General features: G+C 56.7%; 22 protein-coding genes. 17 read left to right on the forward strand and 5 right to left on the reverse strand.

Annotated elements, in window-relative coordinates; translation table 11 throughout:
- The first annotated feature begins 1 nt into the window (after window position 1).
- From livF to ugpQ, 6 genes are all read left to right on the forward strand, one after another.
- Window positions 2-715 (forward strand): high-affinity branched-chain amino acid ABC transporter ATP-binding protein LivF, encoded by a 714-nt coding sequence (gene livF / locus PU683_RS02320; RefSeq protein ID WP_277169921.1) that lies wholly within the window; start codon window positions 2-4, stop codon window positions 713-715.
- A 493-nt stretch (window positions 716-1,208) separates the two neighbouring features.
- Window positions 1,209-2,525, forward strand: a complete 1,317-nt coding sequence (ugpB, locus tag PU683_RS02325; protein WP_277169922.1) for a sn-glycerol-3-phosphate ABC transporter substrate-binding protein UgpB — start codon at window positions 1,209-1,211, stop codon at window positions 2,523-2,525.
- A 95-nt stretch (window positions 2,526-2,620) separates the two neighbouring features.
- On the forward strand, window positions 2,621-3,508 hold the full coding sequence (gene ugpA / locus PU683_RS02330; RefSeq protein ID WP_277169923.1) for a sn-glycerol-3-phosphate ABC transporter permease UgpA: 888 nt from the start codon (window positions 2,621-2,623) through the stop codon (window positions 3,506-3,508).
- A complete protein-coding gene (gene ugpE, locus PU683_RS02335) occupies window positions 3,505-4,350 on the forward strand; it encodes a sn-glycerol-3-phosphate ABC transporter permease UgpE (RefSeq protein ID WP_277169924.1) in 846 nt (281 codons plus the stop codon). Before ugpA ends, ugpE begins: the two co-directional genes overlap by 4 nt.
- A 1-nt stretch (window position 4,351) precedes the next feature.
- On the forward strand, window positions 4,352-5,425 hold the full coding sequence (locus PU683_RS02340; protein WP_277169925.1) for a sn-glycerol-3-phosphate import ATP-binding protein UgpC: 1,074 nt from the start codon (window positions 4,352-4,354) through the stop codon (window positions 5,423-5,425).
- Window positions 5,422-6,162, forward strand: coding sequence for a glycerophosphodiester phosphodiesterase (gene ugpQ, locus PU683_RS02345; protein WP_277169926.1), 741 nt, complete (start codon window positions 5,422-5,424; stop codon window positions 6,160-6,162). Before PU683_RS02340 ends, ugpQ begins: the two co-directional genes overlap by 4 nt.
- Here the strand turns inward: ugpQ and PU683_RS02350 are convergent.
- On the reverse strand, window positions 6,159-6,677 hold the full coding sequence (locus tag PU683_RS02350) for a DUF2756 family protein (protein ID WP_277169927.1): 519 nt from the start codon (window positions 6,675-6,677) through the stop codon (window positions 6,159-6,161). The genes ugpQ and PU683_RS02350 overlap by 4 nt on opposite strands.
- A gap of 123 nt (window positions 6,678-6,800) precedes the next feature.
- On the opposite strand from PU683_RS02350, the gene ggt reads away from it, so the two are divergent.
- On the forward strand, window positions 6,801-8,561 hold the full coding sequence (gene ggt, locus PU683_RS02355) for a gamma-glutamyltransferase (protein WP_277169928.1): 1,761 nt from the start codon (window positions 6,801-6,803) through the stop codon (window positions 8,559-8,561).
- Between the two features lie 36 nt (window positions 8,562-8,597).
- Here the strand turns inward: ggt and yhhY are convergent, their stop codons facing one another.
- Window positions 8,598-9,089, reverse strand: coding sequence for an N-acetyltransferase (gene yhhY / locus PU683_RS02360; RefSeq protein ID WP_277169929.1), 492 nt, complete (start codon window positions 9,087-9,089; stop codon window positions 8,598-8,600).
- 217 nt (window positions 9,090-9,306) lie between these two features.
- Entirely contained in the window at window positions 9,307-9,915 is a 609-nt protein-coding gene (locus tag PU683_RS02365) for a bactofilin family protein (RefSeq protein ID WP_277169930.1), read from the reverse strand.
- A 235-nt stretch (window positions 9,916-10,150) separates the two neighbouring features.
- Between PU683_RS02365 and PU683_RS02370 the strand changes: the two genes are divergently transcribed.
- The 5 genes from PU683_RS02370 to gntU all read left to right on the forward strand — a co-directional run bounded on the left by PU683_RS02370 (window position 10,151) and on the right by gntU (window position 15,112).
- Complete coding sequence (locus PU683_RS02370) at window positions 10,151-11,188, forward strand: oxidoreductase (protein ID WP_277170477.1); 1,038 nt, start codon at window positions 10,151-10,153, stop codon at window positions 11,186-11,188.
- Window positions 11,189-11,310: 122 nt separating this feature from the next.
- Window positions 11,311-12,006: a pirin family protein gene (locus PU683_RS02375; RefSeq protein ID WP_277169931.1), complete on the forward strand. Its 696-nt coding sequence runs from the start codon at window positions 11,311-11,313 to the stop codon at window positions 12,004-12,006.
- Between the two features lie 102 nt (window positions 12,007-12,108).
- The gene (gene gntR, locus PU683_RS02380; RefSeq protein ID WP_277169932.1) at window positions 12,109-13,104 is read left to right on the forward strand and encodes a gluconate operon transcriptional repressor GntR; all 996 of its coding nucleotides are present in this window, start codon (window positions 12,109-12,111) and stop codon (window positions 13,102-13,104) included.
- 137 nt (window positions 13,105-13,241) lie between these two features.
- Window positions 13,242-13,775 (forward strand): gluconokinase, encoded by a 534-nt coding sequence (gene gntK, locus PU683_RS02385; RefSeq protein WP_034814182.1) that lies wholly within the window; start codon window positions 13,242-13,244, stop codon window positions 13,773-13,775.
- Window positions 13,772-15,112, forward strand: coding sequence for a gluconate transporter (gene gntU, locus PU683_RS02390; protein ID WP_277169933.1), 1,341 nt, complete (start codon window positions 13,772-13,774; stop codon window positions 15,110-15,112). The genes gntK and gntU overlap by 4 nt, the downstream gene beginning before the upstream one ends.
- A gap of 51 nt (window positions 15,113-15,163) precedes the next feature.
- Here the strand turns inward: gntU and glpD are convergent, their stop codons facing one another.
- Complete coding sequence (glpD, locus tag PU683_RS02395) at window positions 15,164-16,669, reverse strand: glycerol-3-phosphate dehydrogenase (protein WP_277169934.1); 1,506 nt, start codon at window positions 16,667-16,669, stop codon at window positions 15,164-15,166.
- Between the two features lie 188 nt (window positions 16,670-16,857).
- On the opposite strand from glpD, the gene glpE reads away from it, so the two are divergent.
- The 3 genes from glpE to PU683_RS02410 are packed head-to-tail and all read left to right on the forward strand — an operon-like array spanning window position 16,858 to window position 18,852.
- Window positions 16,858-17,187: a thiosulfate sulfurtransferase GlpE gene (gene glpE / locus PU683_RS02400; RefSeq protein ID WP_054802635.1), complete on the forward strand. Its 330-nt coding sequence runs from the start codon at window positions 16,858-16,860 to the stop codon at window positions 17,185-17,187.
- A 58-nt stretch (window positions 17,188-17,245) separates the two neighbouring features.
- The gene (glpG, locus tag PU683_RS02405; protein WP_277169935.1) at window positions 17,246-18,076 is read left to right on the forward strand and encodes a rhomboid family intramembrane serine protease GlpG; all 831 of its coding nucleotides are present in this window, start codon (window positions 17,246-17,248) and stop codon (window positions 18,074-18,076) included.
- A gap of 17 nt (window positions 18,077-18,093) precedes the next feature.
- On the forward strand, window positions 18,094-18,852 hold the full coding sequence (locus PU683_RS02410) for a DeoR/GlpR family transcriptional regulator (protein ID WP_277169936.1): 759 nt from the start codon (window positions 18,094-18,096) through the stop codon (window positions 18,850-18,852).
- Between the two features lie 3 nt (window positions 18,853-18,855).
- On the opposite strand, the gene malT is transcribed toward PU683_RS02410, so the two are convergent.
- Entirely contained in the window at window positions 18,856-21,561 is a 2,706-nt protein-coding gene (gene malT / locus PU683_RS02415) for an HTH-type transcriptional regulator MalT (protein WP_277169937.1), read from the reverse strand.
- A gap of 522 nt (window positions 21,562-22,083) precedes the next feature.
- Between malT and malP the strand changes: the two genes are divergently transcribed.
- Window positions 22,084-24,477: a maltodextrin phosphorylase gene (malP, locus tag PU683_RS02420; RefSeq protein WP_277169938.1), complete on the forward strand. Its 2,394-nt coding sequence runs from the start codon at window positions 22,084-22,086 to the stop codon at window positions 24,475-24,477.
- A gap of 9 nt (window positions 24,478-24,486) precedes the next feature.
- A complete protein-coding gene (gene malQ, locus PU683_RS02425) occupies window positions 24,487-26,568 on the forward strand; it encodes a 4-alpha-glucanotransferase (RefSeq protein ID WP_277169939.1) in 2,082 nt (693 codons plus the stop codon).
- The last annotated feature ends 163 nt before the right edge of the window (window positions 26,569-26,731 follow it).

The following is a 26,731-nucleotide window of genomic DNA, read 5'->3' on the forward strand; positions in this document are numbered from 1 at the left end:
GATGCAAAACGCAATGTTATCTTTTGACAAAGTTAGCGCCCACTACGGCAAAATCCAGGCGCTGCACGAGGTCAGTCTGCATATCAATCAGGGGGAGATAGTGACCCTGATTGGTGCCAACGGCGCGGGGAAAACCACCTTGCTCGGCACGTTGTGCGGCGATCCGCGCGCGACCAGTGGTCGTGTGGTATTCGATGGCAAAGATATTACCGACTGGCAAACGGCGAAGATTATGCGCGAAGCGGTGGCGATCGTGCCGGAAGGCCGCCGCGTCTTCTCACGTATGACCGTGGAGGAGAACCTGGCGATGGGCGGCTTCTTTGCCCACCGCGATCAATACCAGACGCGTATTAAATGGGTCTATGAGCTCTTCCCGCGCCTGCATGAACGCCGCATACAGCGCGCCGGTACTATGTCCGGCGGTGAGCAGCAGATGCTGGCGATAGGCCGCGCGCTGATGAGCCAGCCGCGCTTGCTGCTGCTGGATGAGCCATCGCTTGGGCTGGCACCGATTATTATTCAGCAGATCTTCGACACCATTGAGCAGCTGCGTAAAGAGGGGATGACCATCTTCCTCGTGGAGCAAAACGCTAACCAGGCACTGAAGCTCGCCGATCGCGGCTACGTACTGGAGAACGGGCATGTGGTGCTCGAAGATACCGGCGATGCGTTACTGGCGAACGAAGCGGTGAGAAGCGCTTACCTCGGCGGCTAACGCGTTGAAGTAAAAACATAAAAACCGGTCTCGCAAGGGCCGGTTTTTTTTCTGAAAAACGTACTTCAGCCATGCGGAGTGTGGTGGAGAGGAATACGATGCGGGCGGCGCTTGAGGCTTTTTGCCTCATGGGCTGCATTTAGAAGTAATACGCAGAAATGTTGTGAGGCAGAAAGATGAAAGCCCCGAGTCAATTTTTCAATTAACCCGAGGCTACACAGGCACCTAGACAACGTCAGCGTAGCCTCTTACCTGCTGAAAGGCAAGGAAGTGAAGCTGCGCAAACAAGGGGCTTCCTGGTTCGCCGGGAAGCCCTTTGTCTGACCCGCCATTTTTCCTTCATCTTTCCATCACTTGCGAGACATCTGCCTGACGCCTGGCTGTCACTTTTTTGTAATTAAATAGTTATTTTTCTGTCATTCGAGCGTGTCATGTTACCTCGCGAGCACAAAACGCGTGATATCGCGCATCCCGTATAACAAGAGAGAGCACAATGACGACGTTACGACATACAGCTTTGGGTCTGGCGCTGGGATTCGTTTTTGCCGGCAATGCCATGGCCGCAACCACTATCCCGTTCTGGCACTCTATGGAAGGCGAGTTAGGCAAAGAGGTCGACTCCCTGGCGCAACGTTTTAATGAGACCCACCCCGACTATAAAATCGTTCCGGTCTATAAAGGTAACTACGAGCAGAACCTGAGCGCGGGCATTGCCGCCTTCCGCAGCGGTAACGCGCCGGCGCTGCTGCAGGTTTACGAAGTGGGCACCGCGACGATGATGGCCTCCAAAGCGATCAAACCGGTTTACCAGGTCTTTAAAGATGCGGGTATTACTTTTGACGAAAGCCAGTTCGTGCCGACCGTTGCGGGTTACTACACCGACTCAAAAACCGGGCATCTGCTCTCTCAACCGTTTAACAGCTCCACACCGGTGCTTTATTACAACAAAGATGCGTTCAAAAAAGCGGGTCTGAACCCGGATCAGCCGCCGAAAACCTGGCAGGATCTGGCCGCTTATACCGCGAAGCTGAAAGCGGCGGGCATGAAGTGTGGTTACGCCAGCGGCTGGCAGGGCTGGATCCAGATTGAGAACTTTAGCGCCTGGCACGGTCTGCCGGTCGCGACTAAAAACAACGGTTTTGACGGTACCGATGCGGTGCTGGAGTTTAACAAGCCGGAGCAGGTGAAACATATCGCCATGCTGGAAGAGCTGAATAAGAAGGGAGAATTCAGCTACTTTGGCCGTAAAGATGAATCCACGGAAAAGTTCTATAACGGCGATTGCGCCATCACTACCGCCTCATCCGGTTCGTTGGCGGATATTCGGCACTATGCGAAATTTAACTACGGTGTTGGCATGATGCCGTACGACGCCGACGTTAAAGGCGCGCCGCAAAACGCCATTATCGGCGGTGCCAGCCTGTGGGTAATGCAGGGCAAAGATGAGGCGACCTACAAAGGCGTGGCGCAGTTCCTCGACTTCCTGACCAAACCGGAAATTGCTGCCGAGTGGCATCAGAAAACCGGTTATCTGCCTGTTACCAAAGCTGCGTACGATCTGACGCGCCAGCAGGGCTTTTATGACAAAAACCCGGGGGCGGATATCGCCACGCGCCAGATGCTGAACAAGCCGCCGTTAGCCTTCACCAAAGGGCTGCGTCTGGGCAATATGCCGCAGATCCGCACCGTGCTTGATGAAGAGCTGGAGAGCGTGTGGACCGGTAAGAAAACCCCACAACAGGCGCTGGACGCTGCGGTGGAGCGCGGTAACCAACTGCTGCGCCGCTTCGAGAAGTCAACGAAGTCGTAATGTTAAAGGCCGGAGCGGCACAGCGCGTGTCCGGCCTGTAAATCGGTCAATCTACCGCGTCGCCGCCCTCCGGCATTTTCAAAAAGAGTCTTGTTATGTCCTCATCCCGTCCGGTGTTTCGTTCACGCTGGCTACCCTATCTGCTCGTCGCGCCGCAGCTGGCGATTACGGTGATTTTCTTTCTCTGGCCTGCGGGCGAAGCGCTGTGGTACTCCGTGCAGAGCGTCGATCCCTTTGGCCTCTCCAGCCAGTTTGTCGGGCTGGATAACTTTACCGCGCTGTTTCACGACAGCTACTATCTCGACGCCTTCTGGACGACGATCCGCTTTAGTGCGATGGTCACCTTCAGCGGTCTGCTGGTCTCGCTGTTCTTTGCCGCGCTGGTGGATAACGTGGTGCGCGGCAGCCGCATCTACCAAACTTTGATGCTGCTGCCCTACGCCGTGGCGCCCGCGGTTGCCGCCGTATTGTGGATCTTTCTTTTCAATCCCGGGCGTGGATTGATTACGCACTTTCTTGAGCAGTTCGGCTACGACTGGAACCATGCGCAGAACAGCGGGCAGGCGATGTTTCTGGTGGTATTCGCCTCGGTGTGGAAGCAGATAAGTTACAACTTCCTCTTCTTCTTCGCCGCGTTGCAGTCCATTCCCCGCTCGCTGGTGGAAGCTGCCGCTATTGATGGCGCAGGGCCCATTCGCCGTTTCTTCAAACTTTCTCTGCCGCTTATCGCACCCGTGAGCTTCTTCCTGCTGGTGGTCAACCTCGTCTACGCCTTCTTCGATACCTTTCCGGTTATCGATGCGGCGACCGCCGGTGGTCCGGTGCAGGCGACCACCACGCTGATTTATAAAATTTATCGCGAAGGGTTTGCCGGGCTGGATCTCTCCACCTCTGCAGCGCAGTCGGTGATCCTGATGGTGCTGGTGATAGTGCTGACGGTGGTGCAGTTCCGCTATGTCGAAAGTAAGGTGCGCTACCAATGATTGAGAATCGCCCAGGGCTGACGCTGTTCAGCCATATCATGCTTATCGCAGGCGTTGCAGTGGTGCTGTTTCCGCTCTACGTCGCTTTTGTCACCGCCACGCTTGATATCAACGCGGTGTACGACACACCGATGACGCTGATCCCCGGCGGCCATCTTTGGGAGAACCTGCGCGCGATTTGGGTCAACGGCGTCGGCCCTCATAGTGCACCCTTCTGGCTGATGCTGACCAACAGCTTCATCATGGCACTGGTGATCACCGTGGGGAAAATTGCCGTCTCGATCCTCTCAGCTTTCGCCATCGTCTGGTTTCGTTTTCCGCTGCGAAACCTCTTTTTCTGGATGATTTTCAGTACATTGATGCTGCCGGTAGAGGTGCGCATCTTCCCGACGGTGGAAGTGATCGCCAACCTGAAGATGCTCGATAGCTATACCGGCCTGACCCTGCCGTTGATGGCGTCTGCCACCGCGACTTTTCTCTTCCGCCAGTTCTTTATGACTTTACCGGACGAGCTTATGGAAGCCGCGCGTATTGACGGCGCCTCGCCGATGCGCTTTTTCCGCGACATTGTGCTGCCGCTGTCGCGCACCAATCTTGCGGCGCTATTTGTCATCACCTTTATCTACGGCTGGAACCAGTATTTGTGGCCGCTGTTGATTATCAGCGATGTCAACCTGGGCACCGCCGTGGCGGGCGTCAAAGGGATGATGTCGAGTGGCGAGGGCACGACGCAGTGGAACGAGGTGATGGCTGCGATGCTGCTGACGCTGATCCCCCCGGTTGTTATCGTTTTAACCATGCAGCGCGCCTTTGTGCGCGGTCTGGTCGACAGTGAGAAATAAGATGTCATCTCTAAAATTACAGGCAGTGACAAAAAGTTGGGACGGCGGCAAAAGCCGGGTGATTGAGCCGCTGACACTGGATGTTGCCGATGGCGAATTTATTGTCATGGTGGGTCCATCTGGCTGCGGAAAGTCGACGCTACTGCGTATGGTTGCCGGTCTGGAGCGCGTCTCCGGCGGCGATATCTGGATTGACCGCCAGCGCGTCACCGAGACAGAGCCGAAAGATCGCGGTATCGCGATGGTGTTCCAGAACTATGCACTTTATCCGCACATGAGTGTGGAAGAGAACATGGCCTGGGGGCTCAAAATCCGCGGTATGGGCAAAGCGCATATCGCCGGACGCGTGGCCGAAGCGGCGCGTATTCTGGAGCTCGAAGGTCTGCTAAAGCGTCGACCGCGTGAACTCTCCGGCGGTCAGCGCCAGCGCGTGGCGATGGGCCGCGCTATTGTGCGCGATCCGGCGGTTTTCCTCTTTGATGAGCCGCTCTCCAACCTTGATGCCAAGCTGCGCGTGCAGATGCGTCTTGAGTTGCAGCAGTTGCATCGTCGCCTCAACACTACCTCACTCTATGTCACCCACGATCAGGTAGAAGCGATGACGCTGGCGCAGCGCGTGATGGTAATGAACAAGGGCGTTGCCGAGCAGATCGGTACGCCGGTTGAGGTGTATGAGAAACCGGCCAGCCGTTTTGTTGCGAGCTTTATCGGCAGTCCGGCGATGAATTTACTGGAGGGACGTATCAGCCAGAGCGGTACGCACTTTGAGCTGGCAAGCGGCATGGCGTTGCCGATTAACTGGCACTACCGCGGCTATGCCGGGCGGAAAATGACGCTGGGTATCCGCCCGGAGCATATTGCGCTAAGCTCACAAGCCGCAGGCGGCGTACCGCTGGTGATGGATACGCTGGAGATGCTCGGTGCAGATAACCTGGCCCATGGTCGCTGGGGCGAGCAAAAACTGGTGGCGCGTCTGTCGCATCAGGAGCGCCCGGCACCTGGTAGTACGCTGTGGCTCCATCTGGCGGAACATCACCTGCACTTATTCGATGGTGAAACAGGACAACGCGTATGAATAACTGGCCCTATCCCCGCATCGTCGCCCATCGCGGCGGTGGCAAACTGGCCCCGGAAAACACCCTGGCGGCGATCGATGTCGGCGCCAGATATGGCCACACAATGATCGAATTTGACGCCAAGCTGTCAAAAGATGGGCAGATCTTCCTACTGCATGACGATAACCTGGAGCGCACAAGCAATGGCTGGGGCGTGGCGGGTGAGCTGGCATGGAGCGATTTGCTGAAAGTCGATGCCGGGAGCTGGTACAGCAGCAAGTTTAAAGGCGAACCGCTGCCGCTGCTGTCTGAGGTGGCGCAGCGCTGCCAGCAGCATGGCATGATGGCGAACATCGAAATCAAACCGACAACCGGAACCGGCACGCTGACGGGCAAAGCGGTTGCGCTTGCTGCCCGCGCGTTGTGGTCAGAGATGACGCCGCCGCTGCTCTCTTCGTTTGAGATTGATGCGCTGGAAGCGGCGCAGCAGGCCGCTCCCGAACTGCCGCGCGGTCTGCTGCTGGATGCCTGGCGCGATGACTGGCAGGAGGTGACTGACCGCCTGGCCTGCACCTCTATTCATCTCAACCACAAACTGCTTGATGAGGCGCGCGTCCGCATGCTGCGCGACGTCGGGCTGCGCATTCTGGTTTATACGGTGAATCAGCCGGCGCGCGCGGCGGAGTTGCTGGCGTGGGGCGTCGATTGCATCTGCACGGACAATATCGACGCTATCGGGCCCCACTTCGGCGCTTAAGGCGTAGGCGGTGTGCTGTGCAGCATACCGCCGCTTTGCATTTGGGTCTGCGGCAGCATATGCGGCTGCTGCAGAGCTGAACCGCTGGCGCTGTTTTGCGGACGTAGCATCCCGCCGCCGTTACTGCTTTCCTGACTTAACACTCCTGCCTCTTTACTGCTCTGCTGGCTTAGCATCCCGCCACCGTTACTGCTGCCCTGGCTCAACATCCCGCCGTTGCTGTTGGGGAGCACTTGCTGGTGGGCGGGGTCGAGCTCCCCCGGCTGAGCCTGCCTTATTCGCTGTGAGTTATCGTTCATCTGCATTTGCAGGTTCTGCTGCTGCTGGCGGCTCTGTGTCTGCTGCTGCTGTTTCAGTAACCCTTGCTGCTGCTGTTGCTGGTTGAGCATTTGCGTCTGCATCCGCTGCTGGCTGGGCACGACATACCCCGGTTGGTTCGGGTTATTTGTCGGGTTAAGCGGCTGTGCGAAAGCGGTAAAAGGCAGCAGGGCTGCCACAATCACAAGGCGTTTCATTTTCATCTCCTCCCGTTGAGGCCTGCCCCTAAGTTTAGTCGCATTCCTGCATGACCATGATTTTTTGCGCATTGTGAACCAGACTTAAGCGGGAACTGTAGCCCTTCTTTGTGGAGAACGACGATGATCAAACAGCAGTTTGCGCGTTGGGCGGCAATTGCCGCGCTGACGGCGGGAGCATGTTTCAGTGTCGGCGCTGCGCCGCCACCGGCTCAGGCACCCGCGCCAGCCCCCGTTTCGTATGGGGTAGAAGCCGATGTCTTTCATCCGGTAGTAGCCCATCAGGGGATGGTCGCCTCGGTGGATGAGGCCGCGACCCGGGTGGGGGTGGAGATCCTTAAAGAGGGGGGGAATGCGATCGATGCGGCGGTTGCGGTAGGTTATGCGCTGGCGGTGACCCATCCGCAGGCCGGCAACCTGGGCGGCGGCGGGTTTATGATGATCCGCACCAAAGAGGGCAAGGTCACGGCGATCGATTTCCGCGAAATGGCACCCGCAGCCGCCACGCGCGATATGTTCCTTGATGAGCAGGGCAACCCGGACAGCAAAAAATCACTCACTTCACATCTCGCTTCCGGCACGCCTGGCACGGTCGCGGGCTTCTCACTGGCGCTGGAGAAGTACGGCTCGCTGCCGCTGAAAAAGGTGGTGCAACCTGCCATCAAACTGGCGAAGCAGGGCTTTACGGTTAACGATGCGCTGGCAGACGATCTCAAAACCTACGGCAGTGAAGTGCTACCGAACCACGACACCAGCAAAGCGATCTTCTGGAAAGAGGGCGAGCCGCTGAAGAAGGGCGACAAGCTGGTACAGGCGAATCTCGCAAAAAGCCTCGAACTGATTGCTGAAAAGGGGCCTGATGGTTTCTATAAGGGCACAACGGCAGAGCAAATCGCCCAGGAGATGAGCAAAAATGGCGGGCTGATCACCAAAGAGGATCTGGCGAATTATAAAGCTGTCGAGCGTACGCCGGTGAGCGGCGACTACCGCGGTTATCAGGTCTATTCCATGCCGCCACCCTCCTCTGGCGGGATCCATATCATTCAGATCCTCAACATTCTGGAAAATTTCGACCTGGCGAAATATGGTTTCGGCAGCGCCGATGCGATACAGGTGATGGCAGAAGCGGAAAAATATGCCTATGCCGACCGCTCTGAATACCTCGGCGACCCCGATTTTGTGAAGGTGCCGTGGCAGGCGCTGACCAGCAAAGCGTACGCCAAATCGATTGCTGAGCAGATTGATGTCAATAAAGCGCGTCCTTCCAGCCAGATCCGCCCCGGTAAACTGGAACCTTACGAGAGTAACCAGACCACGCACTTCTCGGTAGTAGATAAAGAGGGTAACGCCGTTGCGGTGACCTATACGCTGAATACCGTGTTTGGTAGCGGCATTGTTGCCGGCAATACCGGCATTCTGATGAACAACGAGATGGATGACTTCTCAGCCAAACCGGGCGTGCCAAATGTCTATGGTCTGGTGGGGGGCGATGCTAACGCTATCGGGCCGGGCAAACGTCCGCTCTCCTCAATGTCGCCGACCATTGTGCTGAAAGATGGCAAAACCTGGCTGGTGACTGGCAGCCCTGGCGGCAGCCGGATTATTACGACTGTGCTGCAAATGGTGGTGAACACCATCGATTACGGGATGAATGTCGCCGAAGCGACCAATGCGCCGCGTTTCCATCATCAGTGGTTACCGGATGAACTGCGTGTCGAGAAGGGCTTCAGCCCTGACACCCTGAAACTGCTGGAGCAGAAGGGGCAGAAAGTGGCCGTAAAAGCATCGATGGGCAGTACGCAGAGCATTATGGTTGGACCGGATGGCACGCTGTATGGGGCTTCCGATCCGCGCTCGGTAGACGATTTAACCGCAGGATATTAATGAAATATCCCTCTCCCGCCCGGGAGAGGGATCGTTTTAGCGCTTCATGCGCGCCATATAGTACGAATCGACATACTCGCCGTTACGTAATGAATGGCGTTTCGCCGTACCTTCCACTTCGAAACCAAACTTACGGTAAACCGCCAGCGCTGGCGCGTTATCGGCATATACCGACAATTCAATGCGATCGATACGCAGCCAGTTGTCACACAGGTGCACCATCTCCTGAATTAACGCGCTGGCGACGCCGCGGTTATGAAATTGTGGCGCAACCATAATGCCAAAGCTGGCGACGTGACTGCGGCGCGGGTTTTGCTCAACCATTAAACCGAGATGGCCAGCCACCTGCTCATCAAGCGTGGCAATCAGATCCCGGCGGCCCGGCTGCGGGGTTAAGCGTTTATGCCAGTGATCGGAAGAGGGATGAGGTAGCTGGAGTAGGTTTTGATACACCTCGGGCTGCGCATAAATCTGTCGTAACGGCTCGACATCGTGCATTTCAGCGTGGCGTATCACTATCTCGCTCATCCTGCTTCTCCTGTTGGGTGGGTTAGCTTTCACCTTCCGGTCTTTCTGGCGAAGCGTCAACTGCCATTTTTTGCCAAAGGGGGTAGACAAGTGCGAATGATAATGATTATTATTGCCATGCGTTCAGGGAAACCGTACGGTAATCCTGAAAGCACGACATTGCTCACATTGCTTCCAGTATTTCTTAGCCAGCCGGGTGCTGGCTTTTTTTTACCTGTTATTCAGCGGCTCGCTTCTTCTCTTTCTCAACGCCAAATTTCGCAATCGGCGCGGTGAGCTTCGCCTGCCCTGAGAAGGTGCCGCCTTTCTTGATGGTCAGCGCGCTGTAGGTCAACGTGCCGTTGATATTGCCATTCTCTTCGATATTCAGCGTTTCGCTGCTGCACTCGCCATTCACCGTGCCATCGATAAAGAGTTCGCGGCAGACGAGATTACCTTCAACCACCCCGTTACGCATAATGCGAATAATGTTGTCTTTCGCTTCGATATTGCCGGTAAGCGTGCCGTAAATATGCACTTGTCCGTTCGACGTAATATTGCCGACAAAGGTGGTGCCGCTGGCAACAACCGTGCTCTGCTTCTCATCGCGCAGCGTCTCTTTTTCGTTAATCAGTGAGGCTGCAATCGGTTGTAGTGGAGGCGTTTTTGGGGTTTTCTCTTTACCAAACATAGCGTTAACCTGATGTTGTACAAAATGTAAGAAGAAGCCGAGAAGCGTTAGCGATGCCGCAACCTGTGCCCAGAGCCGTGCGTCAACGCACCAGCTCCCCAGCGCGAAGGCCCAAAAAGCAAGAGCGAGATTGAAATACCAGTAGTGCTTATCCATGCTGTATTGCGCGCAACTCCCTGCGTAGTGGGTGCTTCTGACTTATGAAAGGGGCAAAAGGATTGCCGCATGTTTTATGCGGGAATTAGGGGGGGCAATCAAGTGCGTGGAAGAAAAATCGGAATTTATAAATAACTCAGAAGCATAACAATAATCGATAAATAGAGGCTTCTGGTTTTGGCTCTCGCCGTGCCTGGTCTAAGGTAAAGAGAGATATTTTGCAAAGGACGACATGATGACTCTACATTGCGCATTTATTGGATTTGGTAAAAGCACCACCCGGTATCACCTGCCTTATGTTCTCAACCGTAAAGCCAGCTGGCACGTGGCGCATATCTTCCGCCGCCACCCAAAGCCGCAGGAGCAACACCCCGATTATCAGCACATTCACTTCACCAGCGACCTGGACGAGGTGCTTAACGATCCGCAGGTCAAACTGGTGATTGTCTGCACCCATGCCGATAGCCATTTCGACTATGCGAAACGCGCGCTGGAAGCCGGCAAAAATGTGCTGGTCGAGAAACCGTTCACACCGACAATCGCTGAGGCGGTCACGCTGTTTGAGCTGGCGAAAAGCAAAGGCCTGACGGTGACGCCCTATCAAAACCGCCGTTTTGACTCCTGCTTCCTCACCACCAAAAAGGTGATTGAGAGCGGCAAACTGGGCGAGATTGTTGAGATCGAAAGCCATTTTGACTACTACCGCCCGGAAGCGGAAACCAAGCCCGGCCTGCCGCAGGATGGATCGTTTTATGGCCTCGGCGTGCATACCATGGATCAGATCATCTCGCTGTATGGTCGCCCTGATCATGCTGCATATGACATCCGCAGCCTGCGCAATAAAGCTAACCCGGACGATACGTTCGAAGCGCAGCTTTTCTATGGCGATCTGAAAGCGATTGTGAAAACCAGCCACCTGGTCAAAATCGATTACCCGAAATTTATCGTTCATGGTCGTAAAGGCTCGTTCATTAAATATGGCGTCGATCAGCAGGAGACCAGCCTGAAAGCCAATATCATGCCTGGCGACGCGGGCTTTGCCGCAGATGACAGCGTGGGCATTCTGGAGTATGTCAACGACGCGGGCGAAACGGTGCGTGAAGAGATTGCGCCCGAGAGTGGGGACTATGGCCGGGTGTACGATGCGCTCTATGAAACGCTGACGAACGGCGCAGAAAATTACGTCAAGGAAACTGACGTTCTTACTAACCTTGAGCTGCTTGAACGCGCCTTCGAGCAGGCATCACCCGCGACAATAACCCTCGCGAAATAAGGTAATAAGGCTCCTCTGGGCTTGTTCACTTTTTTTGAACAGAGGAGTCAATTTTCACCCTCTATGATTGGGCCATGATTGCGTCCACACTTACTCCATCGAAAACAGACGGGGTAAACAAGATGATCTTCTTACGCAAAGCAAATGATCGCGGACACGCTAACCATGGCTGGCTCGACTCCTGGCACACCTTCTCGTTTGCTAACTATTACGATCCAAACTTCATGGGTTTTTCAGCGCTGCGCGTGATTAACGATGACGTTATTGATGCGGGGCAGGGCTTCGGTACCCATCCGCATAAAGACATGGAGATCCTGACTTATGTGCTGGAAGGCGCGGTAGAGCACCAGGACAGCATGGGTAACAAAGAGCAGGTTCCGGCGGGCGAATTCCAGATCATGAGCGCCGGCACCGGGGTGCGTCACTCTGAGTACAACCCGAGCAAAACCGATCGTCTGCGCCTGTACCAAATCTGGATCATCCCGGAAACTAACGGTATTGAGCCGCGCTACGAGCAGCGCCGGTTTGACGCCACACAGGGCAAACAGCTGGTGCTTTCCCCGGACGCCCGTGACGGTTCGCTGAAAGTGCATCAAGATATGGAGCTTTACCGCTGGGCGCTGCTGAAAGATGAGCACTCTGTCCATCAGATTGCCGCCGAGCGCCGCGTCTGGATCCAGGTAGTAAAAGGTGATGTCACCATTAACGGCACTAAAGCGACCACCAGCGATGGCCTTGCTATCTGGGATGAGCAGGCGATATCGGTTCATGCCGACAGCGATAGCGAAATCTTGCTCTTCGATCTGCCGCCGGTGTGATGTGGCGTAAATAAACGCGCAATCCTGGGGTTTTGACCGCAAGATTGCGCATTGTCCGTGATAAACTGCGCACCCCTCACTTTTGCGTAAATTATCAGGGCGATGAAAAAGAAAAGACCCGTACTACAGGATGTGGCCGATCGCGTAGGCGTGACCAAAATGACGGTCAGCCGTTTTTTGCGTAACCCGGAACAGGTTTCCATCGCTTTACGCGGCAAAATCGCCGCCGCCCTTGATGAATTGGGTTATATCCCCAACCGCGCGCCCGATATTCTCTCCAACGCCACCAGCCGCGCCATTGGCGTGCTTCTCCCCTCTTTGACAAACCAGGTCTTCGCCGAAGTGCTTCGCGGCATCGAAAGCGTCACCGATGCGCACGGCTATCAGACCATGCTGGCGCACTATGGCTACAAAGCGGAAATGGAGGAGGAGCGGCTGGAGTCGATGCTCTCCTGGAATATTGATGGCTTAGTCCTCACCGAACGCACCCATACCCCGCGCACACTGAAAATGATCGAAGTGGCGGGCATCCCGGTAGTTGAATTGATGGACAGTAAATCCCCCTGCCTCGATATCGCCGTTGGCTTTGATAACTTCGAGGCCGCCCGGCAAATCACAAGCGCCATTCTTGTGCGCGGCCATCGTCGGGTCGCCTATCTCGGTGCACGTCTGGATGAACGTACTATCATCAAACAGAAGGGGTACGAGCAGGCGATGCTGGATGCGGGGCTGACGCCGTACAGTGTGATGGTGGAACAATCCTCCTCTTATACCGCCGGCATTGAGTTGATGCGCCAGGCACGCCGCGAGTATCCGCAGCTTGATGGGATTTTCTGTACAAACGATGACCTTGCCGTCGGCGCCGCGTTTGAGTGCCAGCGTCTGGGGCTGAAGATCCCACAAGATATGGCAATTGCCGGGTTCCACGGGCATGACATTGGTCAGGTGATGGAGCCGCGTCTGGCAAGCGTGCTGACGCCGCGTGAGCGCATGGGGCGCATCGGTGCGGAACGGCTGCTGGCGCGTATCCGTGGTGAAGTAGTTACGCCAAAAATGTTAGATTTAGGTTTCACATTGTCACCGGGTGGATCTATTTAGTCTGACAAATTTGAAGTAGCTCACACTTATTTATCTCTGGTCGCTGTGGATATTGCTTCTCTGGGATCGCGGCAGGACAATGTTACCGATAACAGTTACCCGTAACAATTCACTCTTGCACCCGTGGGGGCTACCCTTTGAGCACAACAAACCTTGATCACCATGTTTTCGTTCTGATGGGCGTTTCAGGCAGCGGCAAATCTGCGGTTGCCAGCGAAGTCGCGTATCAGCTTAAAGCTGCGTTTCTCGACGGCGACTTTCTCCATCCGCGAAGCAACATTAATAAGATGGCCTCCGGCGAACCGCTGAATGACGACGACCGCAAACCGTGGTTGCAGGCGCTGAACGATGCTGCCTTCGCCATGCAGCGCACCAACAAAGTGTCGCTGATCGTCTGCTCCGCGCTGAAAAAGCACTACCGCGACCTGCTGCGCGCCGGTAATCCTAACCTCTCCTTCATCTACCTGAAGGGCGAATTCGATGTTATCGAAAGCCGCCTGAAAGCGCGTAAAGGCCACTTCTTCAAAACGCAGATGCTGGTCACCCAGTTCGAAACGTTGCAGGAGCCGGGCGAAGATGAACGCGATGTGCTGGTGGTAAATATTGATCAACCGCTTGACGGTGTGGTCGCCAGCACCATTGAAGTAATAACCAAAGGCCGTGAGCAGTGAGTACATTAACGCTGGTATTAACCGCCGTCGGTTCTGTTTTACTGCTGCTGTTTTTAGTGATGAAAGCGCGAATGCACGCTTTCGTTGCGCTGATGGTGGTCTCGATTGGCGCCGGGCTCTTCTCCGGCATGCCGCTGACGAAAATCGCGCAGACCATGGAAAAGGGGATGGGCGGTACGCTCGGGTTTCTCGCCATTGTGGTAGCACTCGGCGCGATGTTCGGCAAAATCCTGCATGAGACCGGCGCGGTGGATCAAATCGCCGTCAAAATGCTTAACTCCTTCGGCCACAGCCGCGCGCACTATGCAATTGGTCTTGCGGGGCTGATTTGTGCCTTGCCGCTCTTCTTCGAAGTGGCGATTGTCTTGCTGATAAGCGTCGCCTTCTCAATGGCGCGCCACACCGGTACTAACCTGGTTAAACTGGTTATTCCGCTGTTCGCGGGCGTTGCGGCGGCGGCGGCATTCCTGCTGCCGGGGCCTGCGCCGATGCTGCTCGCCTCGCAGATGCATGCTGATTTCGGCTGGATGATCCTGATTGGCCTCTGCGCCGCGATCCCGGGTATGCTGGTCGCCGGGCCGTTGTGGGGCAACTTTATCAGCCGCCACGTTGAGCTGCATATTCCGGACGATGTCAGCGAGCCGCACCTCGGCGAAGGTAAAATGCCGTCGTTTGGCTTCAGCCTTGCGCTGATCCTGCTGCCGCTGGTGCTGGTGGGGATGAAAACCATCGCCGCGCGCTTCGTGGCTGAAGGCAGCACGCTTTATCAGTGGATGGAGTTTATCGGTCACCCCTTTACCGCCATTCTGGTTGCCTGCCTGGTCGCGATTTACGGTCTGGCGGTGCGTCAGGGAATGGAAAAAGATCGGGTGATGGAGATTTGCGGCCAGGCGCTGCAACCGGCGGGGATTATTCTGCTGGTGATTGGCGCAGGCGGCGTCTTCAAACAGGTGCTGGTCGATTCCGGCGTCGGCCCGGCGCTCGGCGAAGCGTTAACCGGCATGGGTTTACCTATCGCCGTGACCTGCTTCGTGCTGGCGGCTGCGGTACGTATTATCCAGGGTTCCGCGACCGTCGCCTGTCTGACCGCGGTGGGGCTGGTAATGCCAGTCATTGAACAGCTGCACTTCAACGGCGCGCAGATGGCGGCACTCTCCATCTGTATCGCGGGCGGTTCGATTGTCGTAAGTCACGTCAATGATGCCGGTTTCTGGCTCTATGGCCGCTTTACCGGCGCGACAGAAGCGCAAACCCTGAAAACCTGGACAATGATGGAAACCATCCTCGGCACCACCGGTGCGATTATCGGGATGATTGCCTTTACGCTGCTGAGCTAAAGGCAAAAGAAAACCCGGTGGTTTTAGGCCACCGGGTTTTTGTGTTAACGCTTAAGATGCCAGCGACAGTTCCGCTTTGTTATTGCGCGTCAGCCACTGAGCAACGCGCGCCTGCTCCTCTTCACTCAGCCACATGCCAAGTTTAGTACGACGCCAGATGGCATCATCGAGGCGACGCACCCACTCATGCTCCACCAGGTAACGCAGTTCGGCTTCATACAGCTCATGGCCGAAGTGCTCGCCCATGCCATCAAGGCTGGTGATACCTGACAGAATCAGTTCACTGTTGCTGCCATAGGTACGGGCATAGTGGCGCGCCAGCGATTCGCTGATGAACGGATATTGACGACGCAGTTTCGCCGCGTAATCATCACGATCGCCGTTGATATCGCCGCCGGGCAGAACGCACTCTTTGGTCCACGCCGGGCCGATGCCTTTATAGTACGGCGTCAGTTTTTCCAGCGCATGCTCCGCCAGCTTGCGATAAGTGGTGAGCTTCCCGCCGAAGACCGACAGCAGCGGCGCCTTACCGTTTTCGTCGTGAATATCGAGCGTGTAATCACGGGTGATCGCCTGCGGGGAATCCGATTCATCATCGCAGAGCGGGCGCACGCCAGAGTAGGTCCAGGCGATATCGTCACGGGTCAGCTGTTTCTTAAAGTGATCGTTATAGACGTTGAGCAGGTAGTTGATCTCATCATCGTCGATCTGCACGTTTTTCGGATCGCCGTGGTACTCAACGTCGGTGGTGCCGATAATGGAGAACTCATCCATCCACGGGATCACAAAGACAATACGTTTATCTTCGTTTTGGAGGATATAGGCCTGCTTCTGTGCATGGGCGCGCGGCACCACAATATGGCTGCCTTTGATCAGGCGAATGCCGTATGGCGAAGGCAGTTTCATGCCGTCATCAAAGAACTCTTTTACCCACGGGCCGGTAGCGTTGACCAGACCGCGCGCTTTCCAGCTGAACTTCTCGCCGGTATCGATATCTTCCGCTTCCACCACCCACAGGCCATTTTCACGACGCGCGCTGGTGGCACGGGTGCGGGTCATCACTTTGCCGCCTTTACGCTCAACCATCTGCGCATTCGCGAGCACCATGCGCGCATCATCGACCCAGCAGTCGGAATATTCGAATCCGCGCACGATTTCCGGCTTCAGCACCGATTCTGAGCCAAATCGCAACCCTTTCGACGCCGGCAGGCTGGTACGTTTGCCGAGGTGATCGTACATAAACAGACCGATACGAATCATCCACGCCGGGCGCAGGTGAGGGCGGTGCGGCAGGCGGAAACGCATCGGAAAGGCAATATGCGGTGCCATTTTCAGCAGCACTTCACGTTCGGCGAGCGCTTCGCTCACCAGGCGGAATTCATAGTGTTCAAGGTAGCGCAGGCCACCGTGAATCAATTTAGAGCTGTTGCTGGATGTCGCGCAGGCGAGATCCTGGGCCTCAAGCATGAGCACGGATAAACCACGCCCTGCGGCGTCAACCGCGATACCGGCACCGTTAATGCCCCCGCCTATCACAATCATATCTTTGGTTTCCATGCTATCCTCACGCACTTTCGTAAAAGCTCAAAAATGTTCGATATCGCTCATAATAGCAAAGGAACGCGCTTTTGGTAACATCAAAAAAACAATTTAGAGTGATATGCATAACATAATGGCGCTTCACCGGGGTCACGACGTACACTTGTCGCAGCCTAGCCATAATTCGTGTCAATTAAGAGAACGCCATGGATCAGTTTGAATGTATTAATGTTGAAGAGACCCACCAGAAATTGCAGCAGCAGCAGGCCGTGCTGGTCGATATCCGCGATCCGCAGAGTTTCGCGATGGGCCATACGCCGGGCGCGTTTCACCTCACTAACGACACGTTGGGCGCGTTTATGCGCGACAACGATTTCGACACGCCGGTGATGGTGATGTGCTATCACGGCAACAGCAGTAAAGGTGCCGCGCAATACCTGCTGCAACAGGGTTATGAAGAGGTCTACAGTGTCGACGGCGGTTTCGATGCGTGGCATCGCCACTTCCCGGCAGAAGTCGAGCACGGCACGCTTTAGGCGAAGCGCGACTCTCCGCTATACTGTCTCTCTTTGTATGGACTAAGCGACGCCCGTCATGTTGATGATTACCTCTTTTGCTAACCCCCGCGTCGCCCAGGCGTTTGTCGACTATATGCAGACTCAGGGCGTTATCCTGACGATCCAGCACCATGAGCAGACCGACATCTGGCTGGCGGACGAAAGCCAGGCTGAACGTGTGCGCAGTGAGCTGGCGCGCTTTCTGGAAAACCCTGCCGATCCGCGCTATCTGGCAGCGAGCTGGCAATCGGGGCAGACTGACAGCGGTCTGCACTATCGCCGTTTCCCGCTCTCCGCCGCCCTGCGCGAGCGCGGCGGGCCACTGACCATTGCTATCTCCGTGCTCTGCATTATCGTCTTCCTGCTGATGAACGTGATGGGTGATGAAGTCGTGATGGCGTGGCTCGCCTGGCCGTGGGATGAGAGCCTGCGTTTTGAAGCCTGGCGCTATTTCACCCACGCGATCATGCACTTTTCACTGCTGCACATCCTCTTTAACCTCTTCTGGTGGTGGTATCTTGGCGGCGCGGTGGAGAAGCGGCTCGGCAGCGGCAAGCTGGTGGTGATTACGCTGATTAGCGCGCTGCTGAGCGGTTTTGTGCAGCATCAGCTTACCGGCCCCTGGTTCGGCGGCTTATCCGGCGTGGTTTACGCGCTGATTGGCTATGTCTGGCTGCGCGGCGTGCGTGATCCACAACCGAAGGTGGCGCTTCCGAACGGCCTGTTTATCTTTACGGTGTTATTGATGGTGGCGGAATGGTTCGGCTTAACCGGCTTCGCCATTGCCAGCGGTGCGCATACGGCAGGGATAGTGATTGGCCTGGCGATGGCGCTGGTGGACTCGCAGAATGTGCGAAAACGAACATAATTATCCAGGGATACATCATGAAACAGACACAGCGTCACGACGCGATTATCGAGCTGGTTAAACAACAGGGATATGTCAGTACCGAAGAGCTGGTCGAGCAGTTCTCCGTCAGCCCGCAGACGATTCGCCGCGATCTGAACGATCTGGCCGATCAGAACAAAATTTTGCGTCACCACGGCGGCGCGGCGCTGCCTTCAAGCTCGGAAAACACCTCGTGGCACGACCGTAAAACGACGCTGGCGGCGGAAAAAGAGCGTATTGCCCGCCGCGTTGCCGAGCAGATCCCCAACGGCGCGACGCTGTTTATCGATATCGGCACCACGCCGGAAGCGGTCGCCCATGCGCTGCTTGACCACAGCGAGCTGCGGATTGTCACTAACAACCTCAACGTCGCCAATACGTTGATGAAGAAGTCAGATTTTCGCGTCATTCTGGCGGGCGGTGAACTGCGCAGCCGCGACGGCGGTATCGTTGGCGAAGCGACCCTCGATTTTATCTCCCAGTTCCGTCTCGATTTCGGCATCCTGGGCATCAGTGGCATTGACGCTGACGGCTCGCTGCTGGAGTTTGACTATCATGAAGTGCGCACCAAGCGCGCGATTATTGAGAACTCGCGCCATGTGATGCTGGTGGTCGATCACTCGAAGTTTGGCCGCAATGCGATGGTCAATATGGGCAGCATCAGCCTTGTCGATGCGGTCTACACCGATGTGATGCCGCCCGCAGGCGTGATGCAGGTGATCAGCCACAACAACGTGCAGCTGGAACTCTGCTAACCGCTATACCCCGTAGCCCATAATCTTCAGCAACCGCTGGGCGTGCTGCACCGCATCCTGACGGTGGGCGACGCCCAGTTTCTGATAGAGGTTGCGGATATGGGTTTTGATGGTCGTCGCAGCGACAGCCAGCTCGCCGGCGATCTGCTCGTTACTGTATCCGGAATAGATGAGCCCCAGCACCTGCCACTCGCGCTGCGTCAGCGGGCTGGTGCGGATCAGCTCCGGCACTTCCGGATGCGTCAGTAAGCGCTCGACAAAGCTCTCATCAAAGTGGGCGAATTTATGTCGGTGATGTTGATTGATTTCGCGCAGAATGCGCTGGGCGCGGTGCTGATCCAGTTCCGGCAGCGTGTTGAGCTGAATGAGCTGGCGCAGCTGCTGCGCCATCGGCTCACCCTCAATCACAAAGTGGCTGATAAACCCCGTGCGGTTGGCGAGCTGCAGCGCTTCAAGCAGAACGCGCTGGGCATCGTTTTTGCGCCCGGCATGCCAGTAAAGCTGGTTGAGCAGCAGCAGGTTGCGGTTGATATCGCTCATCAGACGCAGGCTGCGCGCGTTTTCGTTTAGCTCCTCCAGCACCATCTCTGCCGGGTCAAAATCCCCCAGCAGGATCTGCGCACGGGCAATGTTGCGCCACTGACTTTGCAGGAAGTGATTATTCGCAAAGGCCGGTTTCGGCGTCTGGCGCAGCCACTGCGCGGCGGCGTTTTTGTCCCCGATCATTTGCCAGTAGATCATCCGCACTTTATCGGCGTTTGATACCCAGTCGCTGTGATACTGACCATTGCCGAGCAGGTTCTCCAGCCGGTGCAGATGGCTGCGGGCGTTATCCAGATCGCCGCGTGCCAGTGAGATCTGAACAATCAGCGCCAGGCACTGCAACTGCTGCTGCGGTTGCAGCGCAGAGAGCACCTCCATACCCTGACGCGCGGCGGCTTCCGCTTCGTCGAGCCGCGCCCACGCCCACAGCAGCTGGGCGCGAATGCGGAGTAAAAACTCATGCATCGGCAGCTGTTCAAGGTGCTGCTCGCGGATAAGCGCAAAAGCTTTCTCCTGCATCTCCCACGCGGCCTGCAAAAAGCCCTGGGCAAAGAGAATTTCGCTCTGCTGGATCAGGCTCCACAGCGCGTAGTGCCAGACATCGTGACGGCGCGCCATCTGCTCGGTTTGCTGCATCACCGCCAGAGAGTTGGCCAGCTCGCCTTTGCAGTGCAGCACTTCGCCATGCACTGACGTGGCGACAATCCGGCTGTAGTAGTTAGCCAGCGGCAGTTCGTCGAGCGCCACCATCGCCAGGCGTTCCGCTTCCACCGGATCGCCGTCATTGATTGCCACCTGGGCGCGCAGGGCGTTGAAATCGCCGTGCAGCGAGGCATCCATCTGGGTCGTCATCTCCTGCTCGGCGCGTGCCAGCAGGGTATTCACTTCGCTATAGCGGTGCTGGCTTTGCATCAGCCATGCCTGCAGCAGCACCAACCGCGGGTTCTCCAGCAGGCTCTCCCACGGCAGCGCTTTCAGCGACTCCTCCAGCAGGCTCAGCTCACTGTGGTTAAACAAACCCCACGCGTGATTAAGCAGAATATCGCGCAGCATGACGCCGTCGCCCGCCGCCAGCGCGTGATGGATCGCTTCGCTCGGGAAGCCTTGCGCCATCCAGCTCTCGGCTGCCGCACGGTGAATATTAGGCAGCTCTGTTGCCAGTTCCCACTGGCAGCGCTGGCGCAGGAAACTGCCGAACAGCGGGTGGTAGCTAAACCACTCGCCGGAGTCATCCATGCGTTGCAAAAAGAGCCCCTGACGCTCAATCTCCTCCAGCCGCATCTGCCCGTTCTCTTCGCCGGTGACGCGCACGATCAGCGCATCGTTCATCGAGCGGAGCAGGGCGCTCTTCAGCAGGAAGTGGCGAGTGGTGGGATCGACATTATCCAGCACCTCATCGACCAGATAATCGGAGAGGTGGCTGGCGTTAATACCCGCGAGGCGGCGGGCGGAGTGGTGTGGTGCGCTGTGATTTTGCCGCGCGGAGAGGGCGATCAGCTGCAGCGCCGTGGCCCAGCCTGCGACATCATCACACAGCCGGCTGCTTTCAGCCGCTTCGATCGGCGCATTCAGGCGGCAGTCAAAAAACTGTTTCGCCTCCTGGTGGGTAAAGGCCAGCTGTTGGCTACCCACTTCGAGCAGCTGTTCGCGTACGCGCAGGTTAGCAATCCCCAGCTGCGGGAGGTTACGCGAGAGCACAATCAGGGTCAGGTTTTCCGGCTGATGGCGCAGGAAGAAGCGCATCGCATCGTGGATCACCGGGTTAGTAATCAGATGGTAATCATCAATCACCAGGTAGAGCGGGCGCTGCCATTCTGTCAGTTCGACAAACAGTTGCGAGAAGAGTGAAGGCAGGCTGACGTACTGGCGCTTTTGCGCCATCACTTCGCTACTGACGCAATGCCCGCCGGTGGCCTGCTGCACCGCGGCGATAAAGTAGCTGGCGAAGCGCTCCTGCTGATTGTCCCCCTCATCGAGCGAGAACCAGCCGACGTCGCTTTTCCCCGCCGCCCATTGCGAGACGAGGGTAGTTTTGCCGTAGCCCGCAGGGCTGGTTACCAGCGCAAGCCGATAATTGTTGGCGCCGGAAAGTTTCGCCAGCAGACGTTCGCGAACCACCGTATGGTCGAGACGAACCGGGCGACTTAATTTGGACGGAATCAACATAGTTATCACTTCACTGTGAGGGAGAACTGAGATGCGATTTTTTTTGTGCTTCGTAATTAATCTCAATAAGGTCGGACAGATGAGCAGATATTGCAAGCTATGTCCGGATCTGACGATTGTGAATTTGCACTATGTCACAGTTCTATTTATGTGCCGAATAAATTCAGCCCAGACGCGGCGGGCAGCGGCGTAAAAACGGGCAATTTTTCCGCAGAGAAAGAGGCCATATTAATGGGCCGCGTAAAATGAGGGCGCAATTAGCGACGCGGTGATGTCGTCGCGCGCAAAATATTATTTCGCGGTGTTCTCTGCGCCCGTAAAACAATTTATTACCGAAACGCCATTTCATTAACAGCTCCGCGTGCGATAAAAAAACGCTATTTTTAGGCGGCAGCGATCACACTTTTTCGCTCATCCCCGCTACTCCTCCCTGTCTAATCCCCGCCAGGATGAGGAAGTCATACCCGTAGATCTGCACACTAGCGTCAATGTCGATTATCTTCACACAGGACCCGGATTTTTATGACAAAGCCAACGTTTGATAAAGCGCAATTTGAAGCGGCCCTGACGCGCCAGTGGCAGCGTTTCGGGGTTCACTCTGCAACGGAAATGACAACTCGCCAGTGGTGGCATGCCGTAAGCGGCGCGCTGGCGGAACTGTTGGCAGCGCAGCCTGCGCCAAAAGCGGCGAAGGAACAGCGCCACGTTAACTACATCTCAATGGAGTTCTTGATTGGCCGCCTGACGGGCAACAACCTGCTGAACCTCGGCTGGTATGAGGCGGTCGGCGAGGTATTGCAAGCGCACGATATCCAGTTGACCGATCTGCTGGAAGAGGAGATCGATCCGGCGCTCGGCAACGGCGGTCTGGGGCGTCTGGCAGCCTGCTTCCTCGACTCAATGGCGACCGTCGGTCAGCCTGCCACCGGGTATGGCCTCAACTACCAGTACGGGCTGTTTCGCCAGTCCTTTGTCGACGGCCAGCAGCATGAAGCGCCGGATGACTGGCACCGCCGCAGCTATCCGTGGTTCCGCCATAACGAACAGCTGGATGTGCAGGTCAACATCGGCGGCAAAGTGAGTAAAGAGGGGCAGTGGCAACCGGCCTTTACCCTTGTGGGCGAAGCCTGGGATCTGCCAGTGATTGGCTACCGCAACGGCATTACGCAGCCGCTGCGCCTGTGGCAGGCTACCCATGCGCATCCCTTCAACCTCACCAAGTTCAACGATGGCGACTTCCTCCGCGCAGAGCAGGCGGGTATCGACGCTGAAAAGCTCACCAAAGTGCTCTACCCGAACGACAACCACCAGGCCGGTAAGAAGCTGCGTCTGATGCAGCAATATTTCCAGTGTGCCTGCTCGGTGGCCGACATCCTGCGCCGTCATCATCTGGCCGGGCGCAAGCTTGCTCAACTGCCGGATTACGAAGTGATCCAGCTTAATGATACCCACCCGACCATTGCCATTCCCGAGCTGCTGCGCGTGCTGCTTGATGAGCATCAGCTGAGCTGGGATGACGCCTGGGCGATCACCAGCCGTACCTTCGCCTACACTAACCATACGCTGATGCCGGAAGCGCTCGAGCGCTGGGATGAGTCGCTGGTAAGAGCGCTGCTGCCACGCCATATGCAGATCATCAAGCGCATCAATGAGCGCTTTAAAGCGCAGGTTGAGCAGACCTGGCCGGGTAATAAAGCGGTGTGGGCAAAACTGGCGGTGGTACATGACAAACAGGTGCGCATGGCCAACCTCTGCGTGGTCGGCGGTTTTGCTGTCAACGGCGTGGCCGCGCTGCACTCGGATCTGGTGGTGAAAGATCTCTTCCCGGAATATCACCAGCTGTGGCCGGGCAAATTCCATAACGTCACCAACGGCATCACGCCGCGCCGCTGGATCAAACAGTGCAACCCGCTGCTTGCTGCGCTGCTTGATAAGACGCTGAAAAAAGAGTGGGCCAACGATCTCGATCAACTGATCAATCTTGAGCAGTACGCCGACGATGCAGCGTTTCGCCAGCGCTATCGCGACATTAAGCGCCAAAACAAAGTGCGGCTGGCGGAATTCGTTAAAGCGCGCACCGGCATTGTGATCAACCCGGAAGCTATCTTTGATATTCAAATCAAGCGCTTGCATGAGTACAAACGCCAGCACCTTGGCCTGCTGCATATCATTGCGCTCTATAAGGAGATGCGCGAAAACCCGCAGGCGAACCGCGTGCCGCGCGTCTTCCTGTTTGGCGCAAAAGCGGCGCCGGGTTACTACCTGGCGAAGAATATCATCTACGCTATCAACAAAGTGGCAGACGTCATTAACAACGATGCATCGATTGGCGACCAGCTGAAAGTGGTGTTCCTGCCGGATTATTGCGTCTCGGCGGCGGAAAAACTGATCCCGGCGGCGGATGTCTCCGAGCAGATCTCAACCGCGGGCAAAGAGGCCTCGGGCACCGGCAATATGAAACTGGCACTCAATGGCGCATTGACGGTCGGCACACTGGATGGCGCTAACGTTGAAATCGCTGAGCAGGTGGGCGAAGAGAATATCTTTATCTTCGGTCACACCGTTGAGCAGGTGAAGGCGTTAAAAGCGAAAGGTTACGACCCGGTCAAGTGGCGTAAAAAAGATAAGCGGCTTGATGCGGTGCTGAAAGAGCTGGAGAGCGGAAAATACAGCGGCGGCGATAAGCATGCCTTCGACCAGATGCTGCACAGCATCGGCAAACAGGGCGGCGATCCCTACCTGGTGATGGCGGATTTCGCCGCCTATGTCGAAGCGCAAAAGCAGGTGGATGTGCTCTATCGCGACCAGGAGGCCTGGACGCGTGCGGCGATCCTCAATACCGCGCGCTGCGGCATGTTTAGCTCTGACCGCTCGATCCGTGATTACCAGACCCGCATCTGGCAGGCAAAACGTTAAGGAAGCGCAATGCAGAGTAAACGTCTGGAACAGGCCGCGCTGACGGCAGGAATCAGCCCAAATTACATCAATGCGCACGGGAAACCGCAGTCCATCAGCGCGCAGACCAAACAGCGGTTACTGGATGCGATGCACCCTGTACCGGCGGCGCAAAGTGCTGCACCTGTGCCTGCGGTACAGGTGTTTATTCACGGTAAAAAGAAGCGGCTGGTGGTCTCCGGTAAGGGGCAATACCAGTGGCAACTGGCGACCGAGGCGGGCAAAACCTATCAGGGTGAGGTGAGCGGCGGTGACGATCTGCCGCTACCAGGTGGCCTGGCGCTGGGTTACCACACCCTGACGCTGACGCAAAAAAAGCAGCAGTGGACGTGCCGGGTGATTATCGCCCCCGCCCGCTGTTATGAGCCGCAGGCGCTGCGTGACGGTAAAAAACTGTGGGGTGCCTGCGTGCAGCTCTATACGTTACGTTCTGCAAGCAACTGGGGGATCGGCGATTTTGGCGATCTGAAACAGATGCTCTCAGGCGTCGGCGAACGCGGCGGCGCGTTTATCGGGCTTAACCCGATTCATGCGCTCTATCCCGCTTACCCGGAGAGCGCCAGCCCCTATAGCCCGTCGTCTCGCCGCTGGCTGAACATTATCTATATCGACGTTAACGCGGTTGAGGATTTTGCGCAGAGCAAAGCGGCGCAGGCGTGGTGGAAAAAAGCAGCGACGCAGAAAGCGCTGCGCGCCGCGCGCGAGAGTGAGTGGGTCGATTATTCGGCCGTCACCGCGCTCAAGCTGACGGCACTGCGTATGGCGTGGCAAGGTTTCAGCCAGCGCGGCGAGGGGGATGAGCAGTTTGCCGCCTTCCGCGCCTTCGTTGAGCAAGAGGGCGACAGCCTCTACTGGCAGGCGGCATTCGATGCGCTGCATGCTTTCCAGGTGCAGGAAGATCCGCTGCGCTGGGGCTGGCCGGCCTGGCCTTCGGGCTACCAATCGATCGATAGCCCGGAGGTGAAAGCCTTTTGCCAGCAGCATGCCGATGAGGTCAATTTCTACCTCTGGTTGCAGTGGCTGGCATTTACCCAGTTCGCAGAGTGCTGGCAAACCAGCCAGGGTTACCAGATGCCGATTGGCCTCTATCGCGATCTGGCGGTGGGCGTGGCGGAGGGTGGTGCGGAGACCTGGTGCGATCGAGAGCTTTACTGCCTGAAAGCCTCCGTTGGCGCACCGCCGGATATTCTCGGGCCGCTGGGGCAAAACTGGGGCCTACCGCCGATGGATCCGCACGTCATGCAGACGCGCGGCTATGCGCCGTTTGTCGATCTGCTGCGTGCGAATATGAAAAATTGCGGCGCGCTGCGTATCGATCATGTGATGTCGATGCTGCGTCTGTGGTGGATCCCCTACGGCGAAACGGCGGATCAGGGTGCCTATGTCCACTATCCGGTTGACGATCTGCTGGCGATCCTCGCGCTTGAGAGCCACCGTCACCAGTGTATGGTGATTGGCGAAGATCTGGGTACTGTTCCGCAGGAGATCGTCGGCAAGCTGCGGCGCAGCGGCGTTTACTCCTACAAAGTGCTCTATTTCGAGAACGACGATAAGGTGTTCCATGCCCCGCAAGCGTGGCCGGCGCAGTCGATGGCGGTTGCGACCACCCACGATCTGCCGACCCTGCGCGGCTACTGGGAGAGCGGCGATTTAACCCTTGGCAAAACGCTGGGTCTCTATCCGGATGAAGAGCTGCTGAGCGGTTTATATGAGGACCGTGAGCAGGCCAAACAGGGGCTGCTGACGGCACTGCATCAGCATGGCTGCTTGCCTCAGCGCGCGGGGAAAAAGGCGTTACGCATGCCGATGTCATCGGTCCTCAATCGCGGTTTACAGCGCTATATTGCGGACAGCAACAGCGCCCTGCTGGGGCTGCAACCGGAGGACTGGCTCGATATGTCGTCGCCGGTTAACGTGCCCGGTACCAGCGATCAGTATCAGAACTGGCGGCGTAAGCTCGCGGTCTCGCTGGAGGAGATGTTTGCCGATGAGAGCGTGAACAAGCTGATCAAGGATCTTGACCGTCGCCGTAAGGCCGCCGGAAAGCGGTAATAAAAATGCCCGGCCGCATGGTGCGCCCGGGCATGCTGCCGGATGGCGGCTGCGCCTTATCCGGCCTACGCCTTTTCAGTCACACTGAACCTGTAGGCCGGATAAGCGAAGCACCATCCGGCATTCGGTTTCAGCCCATCGAACCACATTCGCAGGCCGGATA

The sequence above is a fragment of the Candidatus Kosakonia sp. 282A-S69 genome (genome assembly GCF_029433855.1).
GTDB lineage: Bacteria > Pseudomonadota > Gammaproteobacteria > Enterobacterales > Enterobacteriaceae > Kosakonia > Kosakonia cowanii_A.